Origin of the sequence: Idiomarina sp. T82-3 (assembly GCF_001577655.1) — a bacterium.
Lineage (GTDB): Bacteria > Pseudomonadota > Gammaproteobacteria > Enterobacterales > Alteromonadaceae > Idiomarina > Idiomarina baltica.
In genome coordinates, this window is the sequence record NZ_LSBQ01000007.1 from 103,034 (window position 1) to 127,204 (window position 24,171).

The 24,171-nt window shown below is 41.7% G+C and carries 24 protein-coding genes; 22 read left to right on the forward strand and 2 right to left on the reverse strand.

What is annotated here, in order from left to right; translation table 11 throughout:
* The first annotated feature begins 16 nt into the window (after positions 1-16).
* The 6 genes from AWU56_RS06505 (at position 17) to AWU56_RS06530 (ending at position 7,014) form a co-directional block, all read left to right on the forward strand.
* Positions 17-478 (forward strand): arsenate reductase/protein-tyrosine-phosphatase family protein, encoded by a 462-nt coding sequence (locus AWU56_RS06505; RefSeq protein ID WP_286682061.1) that lies wholly within the window; start codon positions 17-19, stop codon positions 476-478.
* A gap of 19 nt (positions 479-497) precedes the next feature.
* Positions 498-2,669 carry a polysaccharide biosynthesis tyrosine autokinase gene (locus AWU56_RS06510; protein ID WP_286682062.1) on the forward strand — a complete coding sequence of 724 codons (2,172 nt, stop codon included), beginning with the start codon at positions 498-500 and terminating at the stop codon, positions 2,667-2,669.
* 30 nt (positions 2,670-2,699) lie between these two features.
* Positions 2,700-3,263 (forward strand): acyltransferase, encoded by a 564-nt coding sequence (locus tag AWU56_RS06515; protein ID WP_286682063.1) that lies wholly within the window; start codon positions 2,700-2,702, stop codon positions 3,261-3,263.
* A 26-nt stretch (positions 3,264-3,289) separates the two neighbouring features.
* Positions 3,290-4,273, forward strand: a complete 984-nt coding sequence (locus AWU56_RS06520; protein WP_286682064.1) for a glycosyltransferase family 2 protein — start codon at positions 3,290-3,292, stop codon at positions 4,271-4,273.
* A 26-nt stretch (positions 4,274-4,299) separates the two neighbouring features.
* Complete coding sequence (locus AWU56_RS06525; protein WP_286682065.1) at positions 4,300-5,544, forward strand: lipopolysaccharide biosynthesis protein; 1,245 nt, start codon at positions 4,300-4,302, stop codon at positions 5,542-5,544.
* A 156-nt stretch (positions 5,545-5,700) separates the two neighbouring features.
* Positions 5,701-7,014: a nucleotide sugar dehydrogenase gene (locus tag AWU56_RS06530; RefSeq protein ID WP_286682066.1), complete on the forward strand. Its 1,314-nt coding sequence runs from the start codon at positions 5,701-5,703 to the stop codon at positions 7,012-7,014.
* Positions 7,015-7,174: 160 nt separating this feature from the next.
* Here AWU56_RS06530 and AWU56_RS06535 read toward each other — a convergent pair whose 3' ends face one another.
* Positions 7,175-8,308 (reverse strand): IS256 family transposase, encoded by a 1,134-nt coding sequence (locus tag AWU56_RS06535; RefSeq protein ID WP_286682067.1) that lies wholly within the window; start codon positions 8,306-8,308, stop codon positions 7,175-7,177.
* Between the two features lie 211 nt (positions 8,309-8,519).
* On the opposite strand from AWU56_RS06535, the gene AWU56_RS06540 reads away from it, so the two are divergent.
* The 16 genes from AWU56_RS06540 (at position 8,520) to AWU56_RS06615 (ending at position 23,612) form a co-directional block, all read left to right on the forward strand.
* Positions 8,520-9,665: an O-antigen ligase family protein gene (locus AWU56_RS06540; protein WP_286682068.1), complete on the forward strand. Its 1,146-nt coding sequence runs from the start codon at positions 8,520-8,522 to the stop codon at positions 9,663-9,665.
* A 19-nt stretch (positions 9,666-9,684) separates the two neighbouring features.
* The gene (locus AWU56_RS06545) at positions 9,685-10,833 is read left to right on the forward strand and encodes a glycosyltransferase family 4 protein (RefSeq protein ID WP_286682069.1); all 1,149 of its coding nucleotides are present in this window, start codon (positions 9,685-9,687) and stop codon (positions 10,831-10,833) included.
* Entirely contained in the window at positions 10,834-11,871 is a 1,038-nt protein-coding gene (locus tag AWU56_RS06550; RefSeq protein WP_286682070.1) for a polysaccharide biosynthesis protein, read from the forward strand.
* A 15-nt stretch (positions 11,872-11,886) separates the two neighbouring features.
* Complete coding sequence (gene wbjC / locus AWU56_RS06555) at positions 11,887-13,020, forward strand: UDP-2-acetamido-2,6-beta-L-arabino-hexul-4-ose reductase (RefSeq protein ID WP_286682071.1); 1,134 nt, start codon at positions 11,887-11,889, stop codon at positions 13,018-13,020.
* 21 nt (positions 13,021-13,041) lie between these two features.
* On the forward strand, positions 13,042-14,196 hold the full coding sequence (gene wecB, locus AWU56_RS06560; protein ID WP_286682072.1) for a non-hydrolyzing UDP-N-acetylglucosamine 2-epimerase: 1,155 nt from the start codon (positions 13,042-13,044) through the stop codon (positions 14,194-14,196).
* Positions 14,196-15,362, forward strand: coding sequence for a glycosyltransferase family protein (locus tag AWU56_RS06565; protein ID WP_286682073.1), 1,167 nt, complete (start codon positions 14,196-14,198; stop codon positions 15,360-15,362). Before wecB ends, AWU56_RS06565 begins: the two co-directional genes overlap by 1 nt.
* A gap of 18 nt (positions 15,363-15,380) precedes the next feature.
* Positions 15,381-15,974 (forward strand): sugar transferase, encoded by a 594-nt coding sequence (locus tag AWU56_RS06570; protein ID WP_286682074.1) that lies wholly within the window; start codon positions 15,381-15,383, stop codon positions 15,972-15,974.
* Complete coding sequence (locus AWU56_RS06575; protein ID WP_286682075.1) at positions 15,971-16,612, forward strand: acetyltransferase; 642 nt, start codon at positions 15,971-15,973, stop codon at positions 16,610-16,612. Before AWU56_RS06570 ends, AWU56_RS06575 begins: the two co-directional genes overlap by 4 nt.
* A gap of 6 nt (positions 16,613-16,618) precedes the next feature.
* Complete coding sequence (locus tag AWU56_RS06580) at positions 16,619-17,794, forward strand: DegT/DnrJ/EryC1/StrS family aminotransferase (protein ID WP_286682076.1); 1,176 nt, start codon at positions 16,619-16,621, stop codon at positions 17,792-17,794.
* Positions 17,795-17,817: 23 nt separating this feature from the next.
* Positions 17,818-18,678, forward strand: coding sequence for a 3-hydroxyacyl-CoA dehydrogenase family protein (locus AWU56_RS06585; RefSeq protein ID WP_286682077.1), 861 nt, complete (start codon positions 17,818-17,820; stop codon positions 18,676-18,678).
* Positions 18,679-18,682: 4 nt separating this feature from the next.
* Positions 18,683-18,925 (forward strand): hypothetical protein, encoded by a 243-nt coding sequence (locus AWU56_RS06590; RefSeq protein ID WP_286682078.1) that lies wholly within the window; start codon positions 18,683-18,685, stop codon positions 18,923-18,925.
* A 72-nt stretch (positions 18,926-18,997) separates the two neighbouring features.
* On the forward strand, positions 18,998-20,083 hold the full coding sequence (rfbB, locus tag AWU56_RS06595; protein WP_286682079.1) for a dTDP-glucose 4,6-dehydratase: 1,086 nt from the start codon (positions 18,998-19,000) through the stop codon (positions 20,081-20,083).
* Complete coding sequence (rfbA, locus tag AWU56_RS06600) at positions 20,080-20,958, forward strand: glucose-1-phosphate thymidylyltransferase RfbA (RefSeq protein WP_286682080.1); 879 nt, start codon at positions 20,080-20,082, stop codon at positions 20,956-20,958. Before rfbB ends, rfbA begins: the two co-directional genes overlap by 4 nt.
* Positions 20,959-22,479 carry a DegT/DnrJ/EryC1/StrS family aminotransferase gene (locus AWU56_RS06605; RefSeq protein ID WP_286682081.1) on the forward strand — a complete coding sequence of 507 codons (1,521 nt, stop codon included), beginning with the start codon at positions 20,959-20,961 and terminating at the stop codon, positions 22,477-22,479.
* 207 nt (positions 22,480-22,686) lie between these two features.
* A complete protein-coding gene (locus AWU56_RS06610) occupies positions 22,687-22,941 on the forward strand; it encodes a hypothetical protein (protein WP_286682082.1) in 255 nt (84 codons plus the stop codon).
* 14 nt (positions 22,942-22,955) lie between these two features.
* Positions 22,956-23,612, forward strand: coding sequence for a hypothetical protein (locus AWU56_RS06615; RefSeq protein ID WP_006954988.1), 657 nt, complete (start codon positions 22,956-22,958; stop codon positions 23,610-23,612).
* 187 nt (positions 23,613-23,799) lie between these two features.
* On the opposite strand, the gene AWU56_RS06620 is transcribed toward AWU56_RS06615, so the two are convergent.
* Positions 23,800-24,042 (reverse strand): hypothetical protein, encoded by a 243-nt coding sequence (locus tag AWU56_RS06620; protein ID WP_286682083.1) that lies wholly within the window; start codon positions 24,040-24,042, stop codon positions 23,800-23,802.
* Positions 24,043-24,171 lie beyond the last annotated feature (129 nt).

Below are 24,171 nucleotides of genomic sequence, written 5' to 3' on the forward strand. Positions count from 1 at the left end.
GCCCGACGAGACGACTATGTTTGATCGAATTTTAGTGGTATGTACCGGCAATATTTGTCGCAGCCCCATTGGCGAACAATTGCTACAGCAAGCGCTGCCGCACAAACACATTGCCAGTGCCGGGGTAGCGACGGAACGTTCGGGCTTAACTGGCCACGACATTGATAACGATGCGGCGCAGGTGGCACGTGACAGTGGCATGAGCCTAGTGCCCCACCAAGCGCAACAACTCACCAGCGAGTTGGTCAATAACCACGACTTGATTCTGGTGATGGAACAGCGACATAAAGAGATCATTAGTGAGCGCTACCCACAAGCACGGGGCAAACTCATGCGTTATGGCGAATGGTTAGCACGCCCAGAGGGCGGCACCGGTAAAGATATTGCCGACCCCTATAAAAAGAGCTTAGAAAGCCATCAGCAAGTATTTAATGAACTCAAGCAAGCCAGCGCAAGCTGGACTCAAAAATTAAATTAACCCGCGGTAGGACAGTTGAATGAGTGAGCGTAATCCACCTTCTAATACATCACATAACAACAACGAAGATGAGATTGATCTACGCCGACTAGTCGGTGTGCTGTTAGATGCCAAATGGTTAATCATTGGTATTACTTTTATATTTATGTTGGGCGGCGTAGCGTATGCCTTGCTAGCGACCCCAATATATAAAGCCGATGCACTGCTGCAGGTGGAGAAAAAGTCCTCGGGCATGCCGGCATTGTCAGAGAATATGGCCGACATGTTCTCGCAAGAAAGTGAGGCGGATACCGAGATACAAATTATGACCTCGCGGATGGTGATTGGCGCCGTGGTGGACCAACTCGACTTAACCACCGTCAGCCAACCGGACTATATGCCGATTGTGGGTGAGTTTTTAGCCCGCCGTAGTGAGGGTAACGATGAGCTCACCATCAATACCTTTAAGGTGCCACAATATGCGGTAGGTAAGGGCACGCAGCTGACATTACTCGATGCCAACCGCTATGAGCTTACCTTTGAGGATGAGGTGGTCCTAAAAGGTAAAATAGGCGAACTCGCCGAGCAAGGCGACTGGCAACTTGAGGTTGCGCGCGCGCAAGCGAATAATACGCAAACCTTTAACTTAACCAAGCTCAGCCGTTTGCAAGCCATAAACAACTGGAAAGCGCGTTTAGCCGTGGGGGAGAAAGGTAAACAGACGGGGATTTTAACGGCAAGCATCACCTACCATGATGGCGAGCAAGCGACGCAGGTGTTAGATGCGATTACCAACGAGTATATGTTGCAAAATATTCGCCGTAACGCCGCCGAGGCACAAAAAAGCTTGGATTTTGTGCAAGAGCAACTGCCAGAGCTTAAAGCAGAATTGACTGCGGCGGAAGAAAAGCTCAACCAATATCGCTTAAGTAACGAGTCGGTCGATTTAAGCCTAGAAACCGAGGGCATGCTTAAGCAGGTGATTGAATATGAGAAGCGCCTTAATGAGCTCAGCTTTAAAGAGGCAGAGCTCGCCCGCTTATACACCGAGCAACACCCGCAGTACCAAGCGCTGTTAGAACAAAAAGAGCGCCTACAAAACGAGAAGAAGGCACTCACCGAACAAATTAACGAGCTACCCGAAACGCAACAAGAGGTATTGCGCCTAACCCGCGATGTAGAGGTGAACCAACAAATTTACCTGCAACTGCTGAACCGCATGCAAGAACTGAATGTCATGAAAGCGGGCACGGTGGGCAATGTGCGGATACTGGATGAGGCGGTCGTGCAGCCTGAACCTATTGCTCCGAAAAAGTCTATTATTGTGGTCATTGCGACTTTATTAGGCGGAATGTTGTCGGTTGGCTTTGTGTTTGTTCAAGCGTTGTTTAACCGAGGCGTAGAAAATGCCGAGCAGCTCGAAGAAGTCGGTATTAATGTGTATGCCAGCGTACCTAAATCGGATGTGCAACTAAAACTCGAGGAACAAATTGCTAAACAACGCAAAGGCCGCAGTAGCAAATCGGTACCCAGTTATGTGCCATTGCTGGCAATCGCCGAGCCGACGGATTTGGCGGTTGAAGCTTTACGTGGCTTACGTACCAGCTTGCACTTTGCCATGCTCGAGGCGAAGAACAACATTTTAATGATCTCGGGTCCGAGCCCTGGGGTAGGTAAATCGTTTATTACCGCGAACCTTGCCGTGGTATTGGCACAGTCCGGTAAAAAAGTGGTGGTGCTCGATGTTGACTTACGTCGCGGGTATCTCCATGCGCTATTACACGCAGATAATGAAAACGGGCTTTCTGACTATTTAGCCGGTGAAATCACTACCGAACAGCTTATTAAAGGAACTGAGGTAGAGGGACTGGATGCCATAAACCGTGGTACAGCGCCCCCGAACCCTTCTGAGTTACTTATGCATGAGCGGTTTAAAAACTTGTTGGATGAACTGAATGCCCAGTATGACTATGTACTCTGTGATACGCCACCCATACTGGCAGTCACCGATGCCGCCATTGTTGGTCGTTACACGGGTACAAACCTGTTAGTAACCGGCTTTGCGCAAAACCCAGTTAAAGAGGTGGAGGCGACCATTAGTCGATTCGGTCAAAATGGCGTACTAATAAAGGGAACGGTGCTGAATAAGGTCGAACGTAAAGCAAGTCAATATTATGGATACGGATATGACTACGAATATAGGTCAAGATAAAATAAAAATTAGTTTAAAAAGGGATCTATAATGGGATTTCTTAACAAAAATGAACTAAAGGAAATTGGCTTCAAAGAACTAGGTCAAAACGTATTTATATCTTCCAAGGCGTCGATATACAATGCTGAGCGAATATCTATAGGTGACAATGTTAGAATTGACGATTTTTGTGTGCTCTCAGCGGGTAACGAAGGCATTAAGATAGGTAGAAATGTTCATGTCGCTGTATTCTCTAGTTTAATAGGTGCAGAAAAAATAACATTAGGAGATTTTTCTAATATTTCTTCTAGAGTTGCTATTTATAGCAGTAGTGACGACTATTCCGGAGCTTCGATGACTAATCCGACTATACCCGACGAATTTAAAAACGTCCATTCAGAAAGTGTTAGAATAGGTCGACATGTAATTATTGGTTCCGGCAGTGTTATCCTTCCAGGCATTGTAATCGAGGATGGCTGTGCGATCGGGGCGTTAAGTTTAGTCAATAAATCGTGTAAAAAGTTTGGTCTATATTCGGGGATTCCAGCAAAATTTTTAAAAGAGCGAGCTCAAGGTTTCTTGACTCTAGAGAAAGAGTTTTTAAATAGAGTTTAGCATACTAATTTCACGGAGACGTTATTTTGTCTAACAGAGAAAGCCTTAGGCCAGTTATACTAATTACAGTTTATGATCGATATAATCACATAAAGCAGTGTATTGAAAGTATTGAAAATGCTGATGGTGTAGAATGTTTCGATATAATAATTGGATCTGATAACGCTTCTTGCCTTGGTCATCAACAGAGTATTAACGAAGTCAGATCTTATTTAGAGAAGAAGTTATCTAATCATCGCTTTAACAACTTTACTGTGATTGACCATAAAGATAATGTTGGAGAGTCGGAAAACTTAAAGACTCTTCACAACGAAGCGAAAAAATCTGGATTCAAAACTTTTATTCATATGGAAGATGATGTTGTAGTCGGTAGATATTTCTTAGAGTTCATGGAGGACGCGTTAAATATTTATAAAGACGAGACAGATGTAGTAGCCGTCAGAGCGTATCGTGATCCTTCGGAGGAAAAGTACAGGCAACAAACTTTTCTTTCAAATAGAATGTGTGCTTACGGATATGCCTCTTGGTATAAAAAGTGGGAGAGGGTATGCAACCTTTGTGATTCGCACAATTATGCCTCAATTGTTCTTCAAGATTTTAAGTTATTCAGAGGTATAGTGCGCTATTCTGCAAACGGAAAGTCTTACCCGTTTCTTGCTGAAGGTCTGTATTCTGCGAGTGATATTGAAATCGGTTTAATGATGGAAGTAGAAAAGCTGAAGATCTTGTGTTCGCCAGAGTCATTAACTGCAAATCGCGGTCTGGATGGCAGTGGTCTACGGTCGGGAGTAGATGAAAATCTTCAGCGGATGGAACCTAGCAATAAAAAAATAAAAATCACTGAGCCAGAAGATATTAAGTTTATACCTGTTCAGAAAGCGAGCAACCCAATACGTTTTAAATTATATATGGTGAATTGGTTATTTTATTTCATATACCGTTATATACCATTTGGTTACCGTTTTTTAAGGTGGGTACGTAGTGTTTATAAGTCACGTAGCCTGTTTTAGCGCTTTCATCTGAGTAGAGAAAGCAATTGCTTAGTTCGTTATCAAAGCTTGTAAGTGGCAGCCTCCTAGCGCAAGTTATATCTTTTGTTTCAATGCCATTAATTACTAGGATTTACAGCCCGGAAAGTTTAGGATTTTATCAGTTCTTCACTACGGTCTGCTTAGTTTTAGTTCCGATAGTAAGCGGCTCACTTCCATTTGCGGTAAAAAGCTCTTCAACTATGCTGAGAGCTAAAAAAAATATGAGAGTGGGTATTTTCTATATAATTGTCGCCACTCTTATACTATTTTTAACAGCCCCTGTTATTATCTTTTCAATTAAAGATACTTCGTTATCATGGTTTATAGGTTTTGTTCCTTTAGTTATAGTATTTTGCTTTTTCTCGTCTATTTTTCAATTGCTTCTGGCTTATTCTGTTAATTTAAGAAATTATAATAAGATTTCTTTATATACTGCATCTAAATCGCTTTTATCAAACTTTTTAAAAATAACTTTTAGCGGCCTTTCAAAATCAGGTTTGAGTTTAATTTGGGCTATAGTTTTGACAGAAATAATTCAAGTCTATAGTTTATCGCGACAAAGTTTCTCAATTTACTTTGGAAAGTTTTTTAAATTTAATCGGAAAGTGATGTTAAGAGAGCTATATAAGTTGCGAGATTACCCAACTTATATTTCTTTTAGTTCAGTTATTACTATATTAATGAATTGGTACCCAATTCTTATTACTGGTGTACTTTATGGGCCTGAGTATGCTGGATACCTCGGGTTGGCCTTTATGGTTGTTAATACGCCCATCTACCCTTTCATAAATGCTTTACAGAGTATGTGTTTTGGAGAGCTTGCAAGAGCTAGGGATAAAATAAATTTCTTCAGAGTTTACGGAATAAGTGTAATTGTTGCATTTTCTATAAGTTTAATGGGCTTCTGTATCTTAGGGCTCTACGGCGAAGAGCTGTTTAATATTGTTTTTGGGGCTACATGGGAGACGGCTGGCTCCTATGCGTTTATTTGCTTCTTTCCTATTTCGGCTGCATTTATTTTTTCTCCTATTTATTCGACGTTGAACCACTTTTATGGTTTTCAGAGAGTATTTTTCAAAGTGCAGTTTAGTGTTTTACTACTAGGTGTAGGAGTAACGCTGTATATAGGAGCTTCTGATTTCCCATTTTTAGACTTCATAACTTGGTTTTCTGTTATTATGTCAGTAAATCATATCGCACTAATGGCAGTAGCGCTTTACCTTGTTAGGAAGCGAATGTTTAACGATTAAATTAAGACTATGATTTTAGTTAAGTTTCATTATAGTAAGAAAATTTGAATAAGTAAGTTAACTATGTGCCTTAACCAGTTATCGGTATTTGGCAATGTAGCATGGGTATAAACAGTAAAGTTTTTAGTTAAAAATTGATAAGATGGGAATACTAATATGTTGGATGCGGCATCGCAACTAGTTGAAAAATTGCAAAATAAATCGGCGAAAATCGGTATTTTGGGGTTGGGTTATGTCGGGCAACCTTTACTACTTCGCTATAGCTCACTTAATTATAAAGTTTTAGGTTTTGATGTAAATGCTACAACTGTAGACGAATTAAATAGTGGCTCAACTAGGATTAGTCATATTGATGACGCGCTAATTTCTGCGGCACTTATCGCTGGTTTCGAGGCGACTACCGACTTCGCCCGTGTCAAAGAATGTGACGCATTAATTATATGTGTTCCCACTCCGTTAAATAAGTTTCGTGAACCTGATATCAGCTATGTAGTCAAAACGATGGACATGATGAGTCCATTTATTCGCTCTGGGCAGGTAATATCGCTAGAGAGCACCACATACCCTGGAACAACTGAAGAAGTACTTAAACCAGTAATCGAAGAGCGAGGTTTTTTAGTAGGTGAATCAGTCTTTTTAGTGTATTCGCCAGAGCGAGAGGACCCTGGTAATCCGAACTTTGAAACGCGAACCATACCAAAGGTAGTGGGCGGTTATACTGATAATTGTAAAAAGGTAGGGTTAGCTCTATACGAATCAGCGATAGACCAGTTGGTGCCAGTTAGCTCGACTAAAGCGGCGGAACTAACAAAACTTTTAGAAAACATTCATCGAGCGGTAAATATCGGTTTAGTTAATGAAATGAAAGTTGTTGCAGATAGAATGGGCATTGACATATTTGAAGTTATAGATGCTGCTGCGACTAAGCCATTTGGTTTTACTGCTTACTATCCGGGACCTGGTTTAGGCGGGCATTGTATCCCGATTGATCCCTATTACCTAACATGGAAAGCTCGCGAATATGGTTTAACGACTCGTTTTATAGAACTTTCAGGAGAGATAAACCGTTCTATGCCCGAGTTTGTAATTGGTAAGCTTATGGACGAGTTAAACTCAAGAGGTAAGGCGCTAAGTCGCTGTCGTGTACTTGTTTTAGGAATTGCATATAAGAAAAATGTTGATGATATGCGAGAGTCGCCATCAGTGGAATTGATGGATCTAATTAAGAGAAAAGGTGCTAAAGTAGAGTACTCGGATCCGTATGTAAACCAATTTGGGCCCACGCAGAGTTACGATTACTTTCTAAAGTCTCAGGAGATTGATGAAAAAATGTTGTCAGGTTACGATGCTGTTGTAATCGCAACTGATCACGATTCTTTTGACTACGATATGGTTCTTTCATCTAGTCAACTAATTGTTGACACACGCGGTCGATACAGAATTAAAAGCGATAAAATAGTTAAAGCCTAAATGTTGCCTTATATGTGTAAGATTTGGCATGATTACTAAGTGTAGCAAATAACCGTATCAAAGTTTTAGAAGTTGCTGTTAAATTTAAGCAGTGAATGCTGAGCGGTTGGAAACAGGCTAAGTAGTTGAGAGTGTTCAATATTCTGTGTCAGCCAAGTTTTCATAAATCTACGTGGCCATCCAGCCGACCTTCAAAGTGGATGGTTAGCTGAGACATTATCAGATTCCAATTCTGCACCGGGTGCGACCAGCGCTCAGTTGCTTTTAACATACCCGCGTACAGCAGCTTAAGCAAGCTACTCTCGTTGCTAAAACCGCCTTTGGTTTTGGTTAGTTTTCGGAACTGGCGGTGTACGGCCTCAACAACGGTTGTAACATAATCCGGATATTTAAAATACGCTGAGAGAGTCGCCCGCTTATTGCGCCAGGATTGAATAACGATGGGATATTTATCGCCCCATTTGGCTTCTAAGTCATCCAGCGCGCTTTCGGCAGCGGACAGTGTCGCGGCTCTATACACGCATTTTAAATCGGCCATGAAGGCTTTCTGATTTTTGCTGACCAGGTACTTCATCGAGTTGCGAATTTGATGAAAAATGCAGTGTTGTATCTCGGTTTTCGGATAGATTCTTTCAATGGCTTCTAGGAAACCTTTTAAGCCGTCTACGCAGGAAATCAGAATATTCTGAACACCTCGATTATGGAGTTCGGTCAACACACTTAGCCAGTGATGAGCGCCTTCTGATTCGCATAAATAGAGCCCCAGAAGCTCTTTTTTACCGTCAATATTGAGGCCAAGGATGGTGTAAACCGCTTTGCTGATAAAACGGCCATTCTCTTTGATTTTATAGTGAATGGCATCGAGCCAGACAATGGGATAAATCACTTCTAACGGTCGTTCACGCCATGCCTGAAGCTCCGATAAGAGTTTATCCGTGACGGCATTAATGGTGCCGTTTGAGACATGAATGCCATACAGGTCTTCAATGTGCATACGAATGTCTTGATAGCTGGTTCCAAGCGAAAACAGTGCAATAACTTTACGTTCCAGCTCATCAGTTAAATGCGTCTGATGTTTTTTAACCATCTGCGGCTCAAATGAGCCGGCTCTGTCGCGGGGCGTATCGAGTTCAAAGCTGCCGGCAGGACTTTTAACTGTTTTTGATGTCGAGCCGTTCTTGCGGTTAGATGGCTCTTTATCAGTGAGATGCTCTTCAAGCTCAGCCTGCATCGCAGCTGAGAGTAGCGCAGAAATCTGGTATCGTCGTCCCTCGGTCAGTTGCCGATAACTCATGTTAGAGCTCACTTTTTTGGTCGAAAAGTAAGACTACCACATGTGGGTAGTTGACCTTCTTCCGACCTATCCCATTACATGAGTGTTGCCGTTATTATCTGAATTCAGAAAGCCTAATATTGCAGTTGCCTAAAACAGGGTTTTGGACAACTCGCTTGAAAAATACCGTTATATGTATTGTAAAAGTATTGTTGGATGACTAGGTAAGTAAATGACTTTTAATAAAATGTTTTATTCCTTTCTGGTTTTTGTGTTTTTAATTTCGTCAAGCTTTTTGGGTGGCTATTCACCTAACTTAGCATCCGGGCTTCTAAAGAACTTCTTTATTCCTGGTTTTGTTTCAGAGTTGGCGTTTTTTTTGTATTCATGTCTCTTAATGTTTGTTTCATTAGTTGGCTTTATTGATTTTATAAATGGTAACAATAACATAGCTAAAAGTCATCTTTTTTTAAGCTTAGCTTTTTCAGTGTTTTTCATTTGGGCCGTAGTTACAAGTTCAGAGGTTGTGAGATATGGTTTGTTGTTTTTTTCAGTCGTTTTTTTTCCATTCGGATTTAAAGTTTTTTTGACTCATATATCGCAATTTTATCTAACTCGTATTATCGTTTCTAGTTTTCTTTTTTGTTTATTAGTTTCCTCCGTATTTTCAATACTTAATTTTCCTACGCATACGAGAATTTCAGGCTTTCATAGCAACCCTAACTTGATGGGTATGTGGGTTGTTTCGTTTTTAGCTATGGTGCTCATGTGTGAACGGTTGCTGTCAAAAAACGTAGTATCTTTTTGTATTGCTTTTGCGGGTATTAATGTTTTGATGACTGGCTCTCGGTTGGCGACTGTAGTATTTATTGTATTGTTGCTTCCGTTTCTTCTAAATAGACGTTACCTTACGGTTATTCTGATTGCGATGGGTTTGGCGTTATTGTACTTGGCGATAAGTGAAACTGAGGTGAATTTACGGGGGTTGGATGTCGGTAGCGCTGTTTCCGACAGTGGTCGTATTGTGTACTGGAGAAAAGCTATAGATTGTATAGCGATATCTCCTTTCACTGGTTATGGTATGAATGGCGCTATAACCTGCGTCGGTGTTGGTAATGTCCATAATGCTTATTTGAGAACATTTGTGATGTTAGGTGTCCCTCTAGGGTTGGTGTTTTTTACTTTTTATTTCAGCTTTATTTATAAAGTGTTAACAGGTCGCGGAGATAAATTTACAAAACTATATTTTATTGGTGTACCTATGGCATTTTTTGCGGAAGACTATGTTACTGGATTTGGAAGTCCATTTTTTCCCTTTTTTCTAATGATGGTTACCTTTTCAGTGTATAGTAAATCGATTTTTTTAAGACGAAATTAATCTTGTATTTAGGTGTTTAATGAATATTTTGTTGTTTACTGATCTTTACTTGCCTGGTTTCAAGGGTGGTGGTCCAATAAAAACGATAAAGAATCTCACTGAGGCTACGCGAAGTAAAGATATAAACTATTTTATAGTTTGTGGTGATAGAGACTTAGGTGATAAGGAACAGTACTCAAATATTAAGCTGGGAGTGTGGAATGATGTAAGTGGGGATAAAGTTTTATATCTCCGAAAGGACTTTAAAGGTATTATGAAAATGGCTGAATTAATTTGGTCAAAAAAATTTGATATTGTTTATTTTAATAGCTTTTTTTCATTTTTTTTTACTATTGTTCCTTTTACCTTGTCTTTTCCGGTAAGGCTCAATAAGCTTATAGCGCCGAGAGGTGAGTTGGCTCCTTCCGCTTTAACTATTAAATCTCTAAAGAAAAAAATTTACATTTTGTTTTTCAAGACTTTTTATCATCATGGAAAAGTTTTTTTTCAGGCATCTTCCCGTTACGAAAAAAGCGATATAGAGAGTGTTTTTGGTACTAATTGCTCAACAATAATTGCACCAAATATAACCTCCTTTTCTAATGATAGAGAGTTGATGCCGAATTTAAGCAACAAGCTAAGGTTGGTGTTTTTATCTCGTGTATCCCGGATGAAGAACCTTACGTTTGCACTTGAGGTTCTTTCGATGGTTGACGCTCAAGTTGAATTTTTGATTTACGGACCTATTGAAGATTTAGATTATTGGAAAGCTTGTAGAGAAAAGGTCAATAGCCTCCCCGCAAATATATCGGTCAAATACAAAGGCACTGTGGATCCCGTGAATGTTTTAGACACACTTTCGCAAAGTGATTTGTTTTTTCTTCCTACTCTTGGAGAAAATTATGGTCATGTTATTACTGAAGCGTTTTGCGCGGGTGTTCCTGTACTCATTAGCGATAGAACTCCTTGGAGAGGGTTACGTGAAATGGGGGTTGGCTGGGACTTGCCTCTCGAACAGCCCGGTTTATTTGCATCTGTGATTAAAGAAATGTCGTCGCTGACAAATGAAGAACTAATGCAAATGCGTAGAGACGTTCTAGCTTGGGCAAAGGCGCGTTTTTCAGATGGCGAAGTTGTTAGAAATAACATCAATATGTTCAAAGAAATAGTTGATAATGGAGAATCTTAGATGGCTTTTGATGGTTCGAAAATTTTAATAACTGGTGGAACCGGTTCATTTGGTAATGCAGTCTTACGCCGTTTCTTAGATACAGATATTTCCGAAATTCGTATTTTTAGTCGTGATGAGAAGAAACAGGATGATATGCGTAAGGCATATAATAATCCTAAACTAAAATTTTATATTGGCGATGTAAGAGATTACCAAAGTGTATTGAACGCGATGCGAGGTGTCGACTACGTTTATCATGCGGCTGCTTTAAAGCAGGTTCCGTCGTGCGAATTTCACCCCATGGAAGCAGTTAAAACTAATGTTCTCGGTACTGAAAATGTTCTTGAGGCGGCAATTCAGAATAACGTAAAGCGGGTTGTATGTCTCAGCACTGACAAGGCTGTATATCCGATTAATGCCATGGGGATATCCAAGGCGATGATGGAAAAGGTCATGGTTGCTAAGTCACGCAATGTTGACGAGAATCAAACAGTAATTTGCGGGACTCGCTATGGCAATGTGATGGCATCCCGTGGATCTGTAATTCCATTATTTGTTGACCAAATACGGGCAGGAAAACCAATCACTATTACCGATCCGAATATGACTCGCTTCATGATGACGCTAGACGATGCTGTCGATTTGGTTCTGTATGCATTCGAACATGGAACAAACGGCGACATTTTCGTGCAGAAGGCTCCGGCAGCAACGATTGAAACGCTTGCAAAAGCGGTACTATCGTTAGGTAAAATGGACGACCATCCATTGCAAGTTTTGGGTACTCGTCACGGAGAAAAACTGTATGAGGCGCTTCTATCTCGCGAGGAAATGGTTTGTGCTGAAGATATGGGCGAATATTACCGCGTGCCTCCTGATTTACGCGATCTAAATTATTCGAAATATGTAGAGCAAGGTGACTCTCGTATTGAAAAGGTCGAGGATTATAATTCGCACAATACTGATCGGCTGGATGTCGAGGGAATGAAAAAATTGTTGTTGAAACTCGAGTTTATGCGAGCCTTTGAAAAAGGTGAATACGTTAATCCGGTTGGCTAAGCGAGTAGGTTGTATATGAGAGTGTTAATTACAGGCGCAAATGGTTTTGTCGGTCAAAACCTTACTACCCATCTAAATGAGATCAATGGTGTTGAAGTCATAAAATACACGCGGTCTAATTCTCTTGATGAGCTCCCTTCTCTTTTGGCAGGCGTTGACTGCGTTGTTCATCTTGCCGGTGTTAATCGTCCGGAATCTAATGATGAGTTTGCGAAAGGTAACTCTGACTTTACCAAATCTTTGTTGAGTGTTTTATCTCAGCAAGATAGAAAGATACCCGTCATTTACAGCTCATCTATCCAGGCGGAAAGAGACAACCCTTACGGTACCAGTAAGCGTTTAGCGGAAGATGCTGTGGTTTCGTACGGTGAAGAGAATGATGTCGCTGTTAAGATTTACCGCTTAGCTAATGTATTTGGAAAATGGTGTCGGCCGAATTACAACTCAATGGTAGCCACGTTTTGTTACAACATATGCAATGATCTTCCGATCCAAATAAATGATGAAAGCGCCGAAGTTTCTTTGGTCTATGTTGACGACGTCTGCAAAGAGTTCATAAAAGTTGCTAAGGAACTAGCTAGCGATAGCGAGCAGAGAACCGTAAACTTTGGCGAAGTAGCGCCGGTATATAGGGAAACAGTTGGTGAAGTAGCTAAGCTGCTACACGAATTTAAAAAAAGTAGAGACACTCTCATTTCTCCACGAGTTGGTGATGGTTTTATTCGCAAGCTATATTCAACTTATGTTAGCTACCTTTCAACAGACAACTTCTCTTACAAAGTACCTAAATACGGGGATGAGCGGGGCGTTTTCGTTGAGATGTTGAAAACAAAAGACTCCGGTCAGTTTTCGTTCTTTACAGCCCATCCTGGTATTACGCGCGGCGGTCACTACCATCATACCAAAAATGAAAAATTTTTAGTGATAAAGGGCAGAGCTCGCTTTTGTTTCCGACACATGATTACCAATGAGTTTTACGAGCTTGTAACAGATGGTGATACTCCAGAAATTGTTGAGACTGCGCCTGGCTGGAGTCATGATATTACTAATATTGGTGACGGAGAAATGGTTGTCATGCTGTGGGCAAATGAAATTTTTGACCGTGAAGCTCCTGATACCTATGCAGCGCCAGTAAAGCTAACCGATTAATTGATTTAAGAGATAATCCAAATGGAAAAGCTGAAAGTGATGACAATTCTGGGAACACGCCCAGAGATTATTCGTTTGTCGCGTGTGATGGCAGCGCTTGACCACGTTGTAGATCATAAGATCGTTCATACAGGTCAAAACTATGACTATGAACTCAACGATGTTTTTTTCGAAGAACTTGGCGTACGTCAACCCGATCACTTTTTAAATGTTGATACTTCGAGTCTTGGAAAGAGCCTCGGCGAAATCCTTATGAAAACTGAACAGGTCATTCTTGAGGAAAAGCCTGACGCGGTATTAGTACTGGGCGATACAAACAGCGCAGTCGCAACAATGATGGCGAAGCGTATGAAAGTGCCGACCTATCACATGGAAGCCGGAAATCGTAGCTTCGATGCAAATGTGCCGGAGGAAATCAATCGCAAGTTAGTTGATCATTTAGCCGACTTTAACTTAGTGTACACTGAGCATGCTCGACGTCACCTTATTAGTGAAGGGCTTTCCCATCGGTATATATATTTAACGGGTTCGCCAATGCGTGAAGTTCTTGAACATGTTGAGCCACAAATCGAAAGTTCAACAGTTCTTGATAAAATTGGGCTGAAGCCGAAAGAGTTTTTTATTGTCAGCGTGCATCGTGAAGAGAACGTTGATAGCAAAGAGAACCTACGAAAAGTTGTGGATGCTCTGAAGGCGCTACATCAACAATATGGCTATCCCGTGGTTGTTTCAACCCATCCCAGGACTCGCAACCGGCTAGAAAAGCTTGGTTTAGCGGACAACAATGATGGAATACAATTTTTAAAGCCCTTCGGATTTTTCGACTATAACAAGCTACAGAAAGAAGCATTTTGTGCTATTTCAGATAGCGGAACTATCAGCGAAGAGTCTTCAATTTTAAACTTTCCAGCTGTTACTATGCGTCGTTCTATAGAAAGACCAGAGGCTCTTGATACCGGCGCGATAGCGCTCACCGGACTCGACGTTGACACATTACTTGCGGGTGTTGAGATCGCAACAGCAAACCGCGAAATCTTTTCGGGAGCACAACGCGAAATTCCTGAAGAGTATAAAATCAGAAACACATCGGAGCGGGTAGTGCGTCTTATCACAGGTACGGCCAAACTAACTCCTCACTGGAAAAATATGGATAGTTTCAGTCGGTATGATTGGTAATGTTTAATAAAAAGCACGATCTAGCAATAATTAACCGAAGTTTTTGGCCCGAGAGTGAGATCTTGGGCGAAGCTAAACTTAGATTAGCGGAGTTTGTTGCTGAAAGCGGAAAAGCTTGTGTAATAACACAAACTAAAGTTGATTTAATAAGTGAGCTAAAAAAAAGTGATAGAGGTACAGGTGTGACTTTTTATGCGTCAAAAAGTCGCACTAACTCGTCTAGCAGTCTCGTCCGAAGAATACTAGATGCAGTATCTTTTGCACCCTTTGTTTTTTTGTCTTTAGTTCGTAGTAGACCGAAACACGTCTATGTCTCGACTAATCCCCCAGTGATTGTACCTTTTACGGTGTTTCTTTATTGTCTTATTTGGCGGTCTAGTTATACCTATCATTTGCAAGACATTCATCCAGAGATAGTAAATATAGTTTCGCCGATAAACCGTATGTTATTTAGGCTGTTACGCGGTATAGATAATATTACATTGCGAAATGCAAAACGAATAATCACACTCTCGGATGAGATGGCAGAATATGTGAAGAAGGTATCACGGACTGAGTCAGCTATATCTTTGTTGGACAATCCAGGGTTTGAGGTTGACACAGATTTACAGAGTAAGCCAAAAACAAAGGATTTTATATTTTGCGGAAATGCAGGTCGCGTACAACAAATCCCCATTCTAATTGACGCAATTAGAGGTTACCTAGATCAAGGGGGAGAGTTGAGCTTTACATTCGCAGGTGGTGGCATTTATTCGTCAAAAATTAAGCAATTAGCGGATGAGTATGAAAAGGTAACATATCACGGATATGTAAAACCGTCAGAGGCTAACCGGCTAGTTGCAGCGCATCGCTGGGCACTACTACCAATTCTAGATGAGGTGACTAAGTATGCATTTCCTAGTAAGTCATCGTCGTATATCTTAGCTGGATGTAGAATTGTGGCCATTTGTGGGAAAGACACATCTGTAGCTAAGTGGGTAACAAACAAAGCAAAAGGGTTTGTCGCAGAGCCATCGCGTGACGAAATAATCAGTGTTCTGACTCAAATGGAGAGAGTTGAACTTATTGAAACAACTGCAAAAACCTACAAGTTTGATCTAAGCATCGGTCATTTTGTCGCACGACTCTCTGATGCGATGCAATTAGGCAAAGCTGGAACGGGATAAAAGGGAGACGAGATAGCTGTGAGTCGAATGTTTGATGTGTCGGTTGCGTTGGTTAGCCTTGTAGTTTTATTACCGCTTATGTTTTTGCTGAGTGTGTTTATTTTATTTAAAATTGGTACTCCAGTCTTTTTCACGCAAGTCCGTCCTGGATTGCACGGTCGGTCGTTTAAAATGATAAAATTCCGCACGATGAGAGACGCCTACGATTCAGAAGGTAATCCTCTACCAGACGAGCAAAGACTTACGAAGTTTGGTAATTTTTTACGCGCCACGAGTCTTGATGAATTACCGGAACTTTGGAACGTCTTGAAGGGGGACATGAGCCTCGTAGGCCCTCGACCTCTTCTGATGGAATATCTCGATTTGTATACTTCTGAGCAAGCTCGTCGTCACGAGGTTCGTCCTGGTGTTACAGGATGGGCGCAAGTAAATGGCCGAAATGCTATTAGCTGGGAAGAAAAATTTAAACTCGATGTTTGGTATGTTGATAACCGAACATTTTGGTTAGACATAAAAATTTTATTTTTAACGATTAAGAAAGTCTTTATCCGAGAGGGTATTTCAGCTGAGGGTGAAGCAACGATGAGTAAATTTAAAGGGAACTCAAAATGAAAAAAATTATAGGCGTGTACGGAGCAAGTGGATTTGGTCGCGAGGTTATGCCAATAGTACGAGAGCAATTCCCAGATGCTACTCTGAGTTTTATTGATGATGGCGAAAGTGGTCATACCTTGAACGGCTATCAAGTTGAATCTTTGGACTCTTTCTCCAAAAAAGAGCATCAAGATAAATCAGTAGTTATAGCTATTGCGGACAGCAAAATCAGGTACAAACTTGCCCAAAAAGTTGAGAGTTACGGTTTAAAGCAGGTGTCAATTTTCGCAAGCAATGTTGTATCCCTAGATGCTGTGGATATTGGTGAAGCAAGTATCTTGTGTCCTTTTGTGACTTTGACTTCGAATATTCAGGTTGGTCGAGGCTTTCATGCCAATATATATAGTTATGTTGCCCACGATTGTATCATTGGCGATTACGTCACTTTCGCTCCTAGCGTTAAATGTAACGGAAATGTGCATATAGAAGACCACGCTTATATCGGAACAGGCGCTATCATAAAGCAAGGAACTCCTGATAAACCAGTTGTGATTGGTGAAGGTGCGATAGTTGGCATGGGGGCAGTTGTCACTAAAAGTGTTGAGCCAGGCTCAGTAGTCATAGGAAACCCTGCTAAACCACTTAAAAAGAGTTAATGCTTTATGCTAAATACCCCATTCTCGCCATGGCCATCATTCTCTGAAGAAGAGGCCAATGCCGTTCGTGATGTGTTGTTGTCCAATAAAGTCAATTACTGGACAGGTACACATTGCCGAGAGTTTGAAAAGGAGTTTGCTACCTATGCAGACTCTAAGTTTGCTGTTGCACTAGCTAACGGCACACTAGCGCTCGATCTTGCTTTGAATGCGCTTGGCGTAGGCAATGATGATGAAGTTATCGTGACGCCTCGTACCTTTATTGCTTCAATATCAACGGTTGTTAATGCGGGCGCTAAGCCAGTATTTGCAGATGTCGATATTGAATCGCAAAACATCGAGGCGCATACCATTGAGCCCGTCATTACATCAAAAACCAAAGCGATCATTGTTGTTCATTTAGCAGGCCGTCCAGCAGAAATGGATGCCATTATGGCGCTCGCCGAAAAGCACAATCTTTATGTTATTGAGGACTGTGCGCAGGCTCATGGAGCCCAATATAAAGGTCGCTCGGTGGGTAGTATTGGTCACATTGGTGCTTGGTCGTTCTGCCAAGATAAGATTATGACGACGGGCGGTGAAGGCGGCATGGTAACTACGAACGACGAAGCTCTATGGCGCAAAATGTGGTCATTTAAAGATCACGGCAAAAGTTACGAAGCTGTATACGAACGGGAACACCCGCCTGGGTTTCGTTGGTTACACGAGAGTTTTGGAACCAATTGGCGTATGACAGAAATGCAAGCGGTGATTGGTCGTATCCAACTTCAAAGAATGCCCGCATGGACAGAAGCTCGTCAACGCAACACACAAGCTATCACTGACGCGTGTTCTGAATTTGAACTTATCCGCACGCCGGAAGTACCCAGTTACATGGCACATGCATGCTATAAACATTATTGCTTTATTAGACCAGAAAAGCTCAAAGACGGTTGGACACGAGATCGTATCGTGTCAGAGATAGTCGAGAGAGGGGTACCCTGCTTTCAGGGATCATGCTCTGAAGTCTACCTAGAAAAAGCTTTCGACAACACTGGCTGGCGTCCAGAACAATCTCTTCCTGTTGCAAAAGAGCTGGGTGAGACGTCTTTGATGTTTTTAGTGCATCCTACATTAACAGAGCGTGAAGTTGAAAAAACTACAGAAACGCTAAAGCACGTTTTATATTTAGCGAGTAATTAATTCAAGTAAAAGCGAAATTTTTAATGACCATTCAGAATACAGTTAAAGTAGCGATTATTGGCTCAGGAACGATGGCGAGTGGCATCATGCAGGTACTCGCCTTAACAGATCATGTCGAGAGAGTATCGTTAATCGCAAGGACAGAAGAAAAAGCTAGCCAATGTATTAATAAGTGCTTTAGTAAAATTGATTCACTCTTGGCGAAGGGTAAAATCACTGAATCACAAAAGAAGTCGGCTGAATCTTCAGTCTATTCTGGGACGTTAGAGTCTGTCAGAAATGCTGATATTGTAATAGAGGCGGTGGCTGAGAACTTTGAGATAAAAAAAGCAATTTTCGAAGACATTAGCAACGTCGTGACCCCAAACACTATTGTGGCCTCCAATACGTCCTCGATTTCAATTACTGCTCTAGCGAGTATACTCGATAATCCAGAGAACGTAATTGGCTTGCACTTCTTCAACCCTGCTCCACTGATGGAACTTGTGGAAGTCGTTCCAGGCTACCTGACATGTGAAGAAACCCTAACTAAAGCACTCGCATTTATCGATAGCATCGGGAAAAGTGCTGTAAGAGTTAGCGATTCGCCAGGCTTTATCGTTAACCGTATGCTGATTCCTATGATAAATGAAGCAGTGTGCATTTTATCTGAGGGTAATGCATCAGTTGATTCTATCGATAAAGCTATGAAATTAGGCGCACACCATCCCATGGGGCCCTTGGCGCTCTCAGATTTGATTGGTAACGATGTAACGTTGTCTATCATGGATACTTTGTTTGAAGAAACAGGTGATGGAAAATACCGTGCCAACCCTCTTCTCCGAAAAATGGTAAGAGCTGGCCATTTAGGTAGAAAAGTTAAAGAGGGGTTTTATAAGTATTAACACTATGCAAACCTACGAATTCTCCCTCACCTTTAGTCTTGCGGGAGTCGATGATCCTAAGCGTGTGGTACAGCACCTGTACCACACCACTTGTCACGATGCGTTAATTTGTATCATTGACGAAGAGCACATTGAAGTGTGTTTTGAGCGCGAAGCACCGTCGTTATCGCTCGCGCAAGAGAACGCTATATCGGATGTTGTTGGCTGTGTTTCTAACGCTAACTTTATTAATAGAAAAGCCATTTAGCAGACTCTTTAACTGTATGTGATTAGTATCGTATATTTATCTTTGCACGAAACTTTGAGAAAGCATTTGAAAATGAAAATTTTAGTAACTGGTGGAGCCGGTTTTATCGGTTCAGCTGTAATTCGCCACATTATTAACCATACTAGAGATACAGTGATTAACTTGGATAAGTTGACTTATGCTGGCAACCTTGAATCACTAGCCTCCGTTGAAGGCTCCGAGCGTTATCACTTCGAACAAGTCGACATATGCGATGCAACTGAAGTCGGGCGGGTGTTTGAAACACACCAGCCTGACGTTGTTATGCATTTAGCCGCTGAGTCGCACGTTGATCGTTCGATTGATGGACCAAGTGAGTTTATTCAAACCAATATTATCGGTACATACGTTTTATTGGAGCAAGCTCGCCGATATTGGCAAGAGTTGCCAGAGGAGAGAAAAGACCTTTTTAGATTTCACCATATATCGACCGACGAGGTCTATGGTGATTTACCGCACCCCGATACATATCTATTAACATCGGCTCAATCAAGCCTACCAATGTTCAGTGAAACTTCAGCCTATAAACCGAGCTCGCCGTATAGTGCCTCAAAAGCTAGTAGCGATCACTTGGTCCGAGCTTGGCATCGCACTTATCATGTACCAGTTGTAGTAACCAACTGTTCAAATAATTATGGCCCATATCACTTCCCTGAGAAGCTAATACCACTAATAATTTTAAATGCTCTCGAAGGTGAATCTTTACCAGTTTATGGTGAGGGTCAACAAATACGTGATTGGTTGTATGTTGAAGATCATGCGCGAGCATTGGTGACGGTAGCTAAATGTGGAAAGGTCGGTGAGACATATAACATCGGTGGCCACAACGAGAAAAGGAATATTGAAGTCGTTGAAACGATTTGCGGCATTCTTGATGAGTTAGTACCTAGAGATCAGCCTTACTCCAACTTGATAACCTATGTTAATGATCGTCCGGGCCATGATATGCGTTACGCCATTGATGCTCAAAAAATTGAGAATGAGCTTGGATGGACTCCTGAAGAGACGTTTGAGTCAGGCATTCGAAAAACCGTCCAATGGTATTTAGAAAATCAGGACTGGTGTCAACGCGTCCAACAAGGTAATTATCAACGTGAACGTTTAGGAGAGGTTCTGTGAAAGGAATTGTATTAGCTGGAGGTTCGGGTACGCGTTTGTATCCGATAACAAAAGGTGTATCAAAGCAACTATTACCGGTTTATGATAAACCAATGATCTATTATCCGTTATCGACTTTGATGCTAGCAGGAATTCACGAGATCTTAATTATTTCTACACCAGAAGACTTGCCAAGTTTTAAAAACCTTTTAGGGGATGGTTCTCAGTTTGGTATTCAACTGTCCTATGCTGAACAAGCAAATCCGGATGGCTTAGCGCAAGCTTTTATTATTGGCGAAGAGTTTATTGGAAAGGATCGAGTCTGCTTAGTGTTAGGCGATAATATTTTTTACGGACAAGGTTTTCGGCCTATGCTCGAAGAAGCAGCTTCTGTAGCTTCTGGAGCTACTGTATTTGGGTATCAGGTAAAAGATCCGGAGCGCTTTGGTGTTGTAGAGTTTGATGAAAATAAACGTGCAGTTTCGATAGAGGAAAAGCCTAATCAACCTAAATCAAACTACGCCGTGACCGGTCTCTATTTTTACGATAACGATGTGGTCGAAATTGCCAAAAAAGTGGAACCATCGGAGCGAGGTGAACTAGAAATTACCTGTATAAATGAAGCGTATTTAAAGCGGGGCGACTTACACGTTAAATTGCTTGGTCGTGGTTTCGCGTGGCTCGACACAGGTACGCACGAGAGCCTACTTGAAGCAGCTCAGTTTGTTGAAACGATCGAAAAACGTCAAGGTTACAAGGTTGCATGTTTAGAGGAAATTGCTTATCAGAAGGGCTGGCTTAGCTATAGTGAACTTCAGGCTGCGGGTCACGGCCTTGCTAAGAATGGCTACGGTCAATATTTATTGAGTTTGAAACCTGAGAAAGGGTTGAGTTGAATGATTCCAGTAACCAAGCCATATTTACCCTCCCGCGAAAAACTCGAACGCTATATTGATGGAATCTATAAGCGGCAATGGTTGACAAATAGTGGCCCGTTAGCTCAAGAACTTACTCAGCGCTTATCCGATTATTTAGGCGTCGAACATTTATTATTAGTTTCTAATGGCACGCTTGCTCTGCAAATTGCCTATCGGGTGCTTGGAGTTACGGAAGCTGTTAATGATAAGCCCGCAGAGGCTATAACAACACCGTTTACCTTTGTAGCAACAGGAAGTTCACTTAAATGGGAGGGTATAAAACCTATTTTTGCTGATATCGATCCAGAGTCATGGTGTTTAGATCCCGCTAATATTGAATCTCTTATTACCGAGCAAACTCGTGCGATCGTGCCTGTACACGTATTTGGAAATGCTTGTGATGTTGAGACTATTGACCGTATTTCACAAAAATATAAGCTCAAAGTCATATATGATGCAGCTCATGCTTTTGGCATAAATTATAAAGGCAAGAGTCTACTCAACTGGGGGGATGCAGCTACATTAAGTTTTCATGCAACGAAAGTTTTTCATTGCGTGGAAGGCGGAGCTATTGTATTTAAACGTAGAGAAGATCTAGAACGTGCTAAAAGAGTAGTTAACTTTGGCATTGCTGGGGCGGATAGTATTACGGAACTCGGTATCAACGCTAAGATGAACGAGTTTCAGGCAGCTATGGGTTTATGTGTGCTAGACGAAATAGAGCGTATTAACAGGCAACGCCAATCAATAGTTGAAAACTATCAATCTGTACTCGGAGGTTACTTTCTGACTGCCAGACAGCATCCGGAAGCAACGACGAATGGTGCTTATTTCCCTATTGTGTTTGATAGTGAGTCTGCTTTGTTAATTGCTAAATGCGAATTGGAAGAGCAGGGCATCTTCCCTCGACGATATTTTTATCCTAGCTTAAATAATCTAGATATACTTGGGAAATCCGTTGATACACCAATTTCGGTTGCTTTAGCTAGTCGCATTCTATGTTTACCATTGTATTGCGGTGTAAATAGTGAAGTTGTTTCAAAAGCAGTGAAAGAGTTTGGTAGTGAAGTTAGGGTTTTTAACGTATCTAAAGAGACCGATATTAACTTGGCTGAATTTATCTATACAATCAATTCAAAATTTAGCTTTATTTCAGATCAAGTTGAGTTGGATACGTTCATTGAAATGATAAAGAAAGAGAGCCATATACTCGTAGCGTATGATGCTATGGAAAGTGTAGTGGGTTTGCTCACGTTCGATTTTAATAGTGTAAAGCATAAGCAATGTTTCATTTCGTGTTTGGCCGTGAGGACTCAAAGTGAACGAGTGGATATTGCATCGGTGTTAATAAATCGGGCTTGTTTAATGGCATGTTTGAACTGTATAGAGTTGCTAAATCTTGATGAAGTTAGTTGCGAGAACTATATTGATGGTGGTTATTATATCAGGAAAAACTGGCTAAATTCTTTACATGTTAAGAATTCTTGCCCTAATAATTAAATTTGCTTCCAGTGAAACTGCGAAAAATTATTTACGGGTTTTTATCGTGTTTTGAAATTTTACATCAGTTCAACCCCAGGTAGTCGCTCGGCCATTAATGATTATTCGTCCAATTGAGAGCGCTTGCCTATTGAGAGAGCTCATCACTATCTTACGAGATTTAAATGGTTTTAATAATTTATAAGCAGCTAAATATCTAATTACTTAATGCAAACCTACGAATTCTCCCTCACCTTTAGTCTTGCGGGAGTCGATGATCCCAAGCGTGTGGTACAGCATCTGTACCACACCACTTGTCACGATGCGTTAATTTGTATCATTGACGAAGAGCACATTGAGGTGTGTTTTGAGCGCGAAGCACCGTCGTTATCGCTTGCGCAAGAGCACGCTATATCCGATGTGGTCGATTCTGTCTCTTATGCCAGCTTTATTGGTGCGGGTGCGATGCGTAAGCACGCTTAACGGATTTTTTGATTATGTCTCAACAAAACGCCACATTTATCGTTCAGTTTTGGGAAGTGATTTTCCGCTTTCTGTCGAAGTTATCGGTGTTTTTTGTTGTCCGTAAAGTGGTTAATCGCTTTTTAAGTAAACACCAACAGCATATATTTGTTGAGGGGTGGGCGCTGGGTCATCTGTTCTTGTCCATTCTCGCTATCCCCGGTGTGCTGTATATCCCTTATGCGTGGGTCGGATGGGCGATAAGCTTGTACGGCTTAGTGCGCGTATTTGAAGTTGTGGTGTACCAAGTCAATGTATTGCTGTTTGATCAGTTTCGACAGCCCAACCGGAGCCAACCCTATGAGGTGTTGAGCTATCGTCGGTTGATTATTCTGCTCATCCAAAATTATTTTGAGATTATCTTTTGGTTTGCAGCACAGTATGTGTTCTTTGGACAGCTGTTTAGCTTCTTAGTCGAAGGCACCGCCGATAGTGTACTGGGTGCGGTGTATACGTCATTTGTTGTGATGACAAGCTTCGGTGTCGAGAACATCTCCCCCTCAGGCGTCTTGGCGTATACCATCGTCATCGCTCAAGCGATGATAGGTCTGTTTATGACGCTACTCAGCCTCGCTCGTTTTATTGGACTTCTCCCCGCCCCAGGCACGATGACTAAAGAAGAGCAGTCGTAGCTATCTCCCAACCAAAAAAAGAGCCCCTCTGCGAGAGCGGCAACCATGGATTATGAAAGTTTGCAGAGGGGCTAAAGGCTTCAACGTTCATCCTTGAACACCGTGTTGAAGCATCTTTATTAAAGGCCATCGTAGGTCATAAGTCTTTAGGTGTTCGTCGTATCGTGATGTAGGACGATGTCACTGTTTATAGGGCTTTGATAAATGCCAGTAGCGCTTGCCGTTCGGCGGGTGTGAGATCAAAGGGTGTGAGCAACTGCGTGGTGGTTGGGTAGTATTGCTCTGCGGGGAGTGTTGCTGGACGACGGGGTCGTGCGCCGCCGTGCTCGTACATCCGTATAATGCCTTCGAGTTGGGTAAACAAGCCATTGTGCATCCAGGGTTTGGTTGCCATTAAATGACGCAGTGAGGGGGTTCTGAACGCACCCATGTCTTGATTCTTACCTGTGATCTCGTAGCGTATTGAGCGACAATTACGGTGGCCGGTCTAGCGGCAATTATCTTGGCCGGTTGATCTGATAAGGTTCGGCACAGCAGAACGGAGGGAGTTCACTGTGCC

Coding starts and splice junctions, on each gene's coding strand:
- AWU56_RS06505 (WP_286682061.1), top strand. CDS start 17: ATGTTTGATCGAATTTTAGTGGTATGTACCGGCAATATTTGTCGCAGC.
- AWU56_RS06510 (WP_286682062.1), top strand. CDS start 498: ATGAGTGAGCGTAATCCACCTTCTAATACATCACATAACAACAACGAA.
- AWU56_RS06515 (WP_286682063.1), top strand. CDS start 2,700: ATGGGATTTCTTAACAAAAATGAACTAAAGGAAATTGGCTTCAAAGAA.
- AWU56_RS06530 (WP_286682066.1), top strand. CDS start 5,701: ATGTTGGATGCGGCATCGCAACTAGTTGAAAAATTGCAAAATAAATCG.
- AWU56_RS06535 (WP_286682067.1), bottom strand. CDS start 8,308: ATGAGTTATCGGCAACTGACCGAGGGACGACGATACCAGATTTCTGCG.
- AWU56_RS06540 (WP_286682068.1), top strand. CDS start 8,520: ATGACTTTTAATAAAATGTTTTATTCCTTTCTGGTTTTTGTGTTTTTA.
- AWU56_RS06545 (WP_286682069.1), top strand. CDS start 9,685: ATGAATATTTTGTTGTTTACTGATCTTTACTTGCCTGGTTTCAAGGGT.
- AWU56_RS06550 (WP_286682070.1), top strand. CDS start 10,834: ATGGCTTTTGATGGTTCGAAAATTTTAATAACTGGTGGAACCGGTTCA.
- wbjC (WP_286682071.1), top strand. CDS start 11,887: ATGAGAGTGTTAATTACAGGCGCAAATGGTTTTGTCGGTCAAAACCTT.
- wecB (WP_286682072.1), top strand. CDS start 13,042: ATGGAAAAGCTGAAAGTGATGACAATTCTGGGAACACGCCCAGAGATT.
- AWU56_RS06565 (WP_286682073.1), top strand. CDS start 14,196: ATGTTTAATAAAAAGCACGATCTAGCAATAATTAACCGAAGTTTTTGG.
- AWU56_RS06575 (WP_286682075.1), top strand. CDS start 15,971: ATGAAAAAAATTATAGGCGTGTACGGAGCAAGTGGATTTGGTCGCGAG.
- AWU56_RS06580 (WP_286682076.1), top strand. CDS start 16,619: ATGCTAAATACCCCATTCTCGCCATGGCCATCATTCTCTGAAGAAGAG.
- AWU56_RS06585 (WP_286682077.1), top strand. CDS start 17,818: ATGACCATTCAGAATACAGTTAAAGTAGCGATTATTGGCTCAGGAACG.
- AWU56_RS06590 (WP_286682078.1), top strand. CDS start 18,683: ATGCAAACCTACGAATTCTCCCTCACCTTTAGTCTTGCGGGAGTCGAT.
- rfbB (WP_286682079.1), top strand. CDS start 18,998: ATGAAAATTTTAGTAACTGGTGGAGCCGGTTTTATCGGTTCAGCTGTA.
- AWU56_RS06605 (WP_286682081.1), top strand. CDS start 20,959: ATGATTCCAGTAACCAAGCCATATTTACCCTCCCGCGAAAAACTCGAA.
- AWU56_RS06610 (WP_286682082.1), top strand. CDS start 22,687: ATGCAAACCTACGAATTCTCCCTCACCTTTAGTCTTGCGGGAGTCGAT.
- AWU56_RS06615 (WP_006954988.1), top strand. CDS start 22,956: ATGTCTCAACAAAACGCCACATTTATCGTTCAGTTTTGGGAAGTGATT.
- AWU56_RS06620 (WP_286682083.1), bottom strand. CDS start 24,042: ATGGGTGCGTTCAGAACCCCCTCACTGCGTCATTTAATGGCAACCAAA.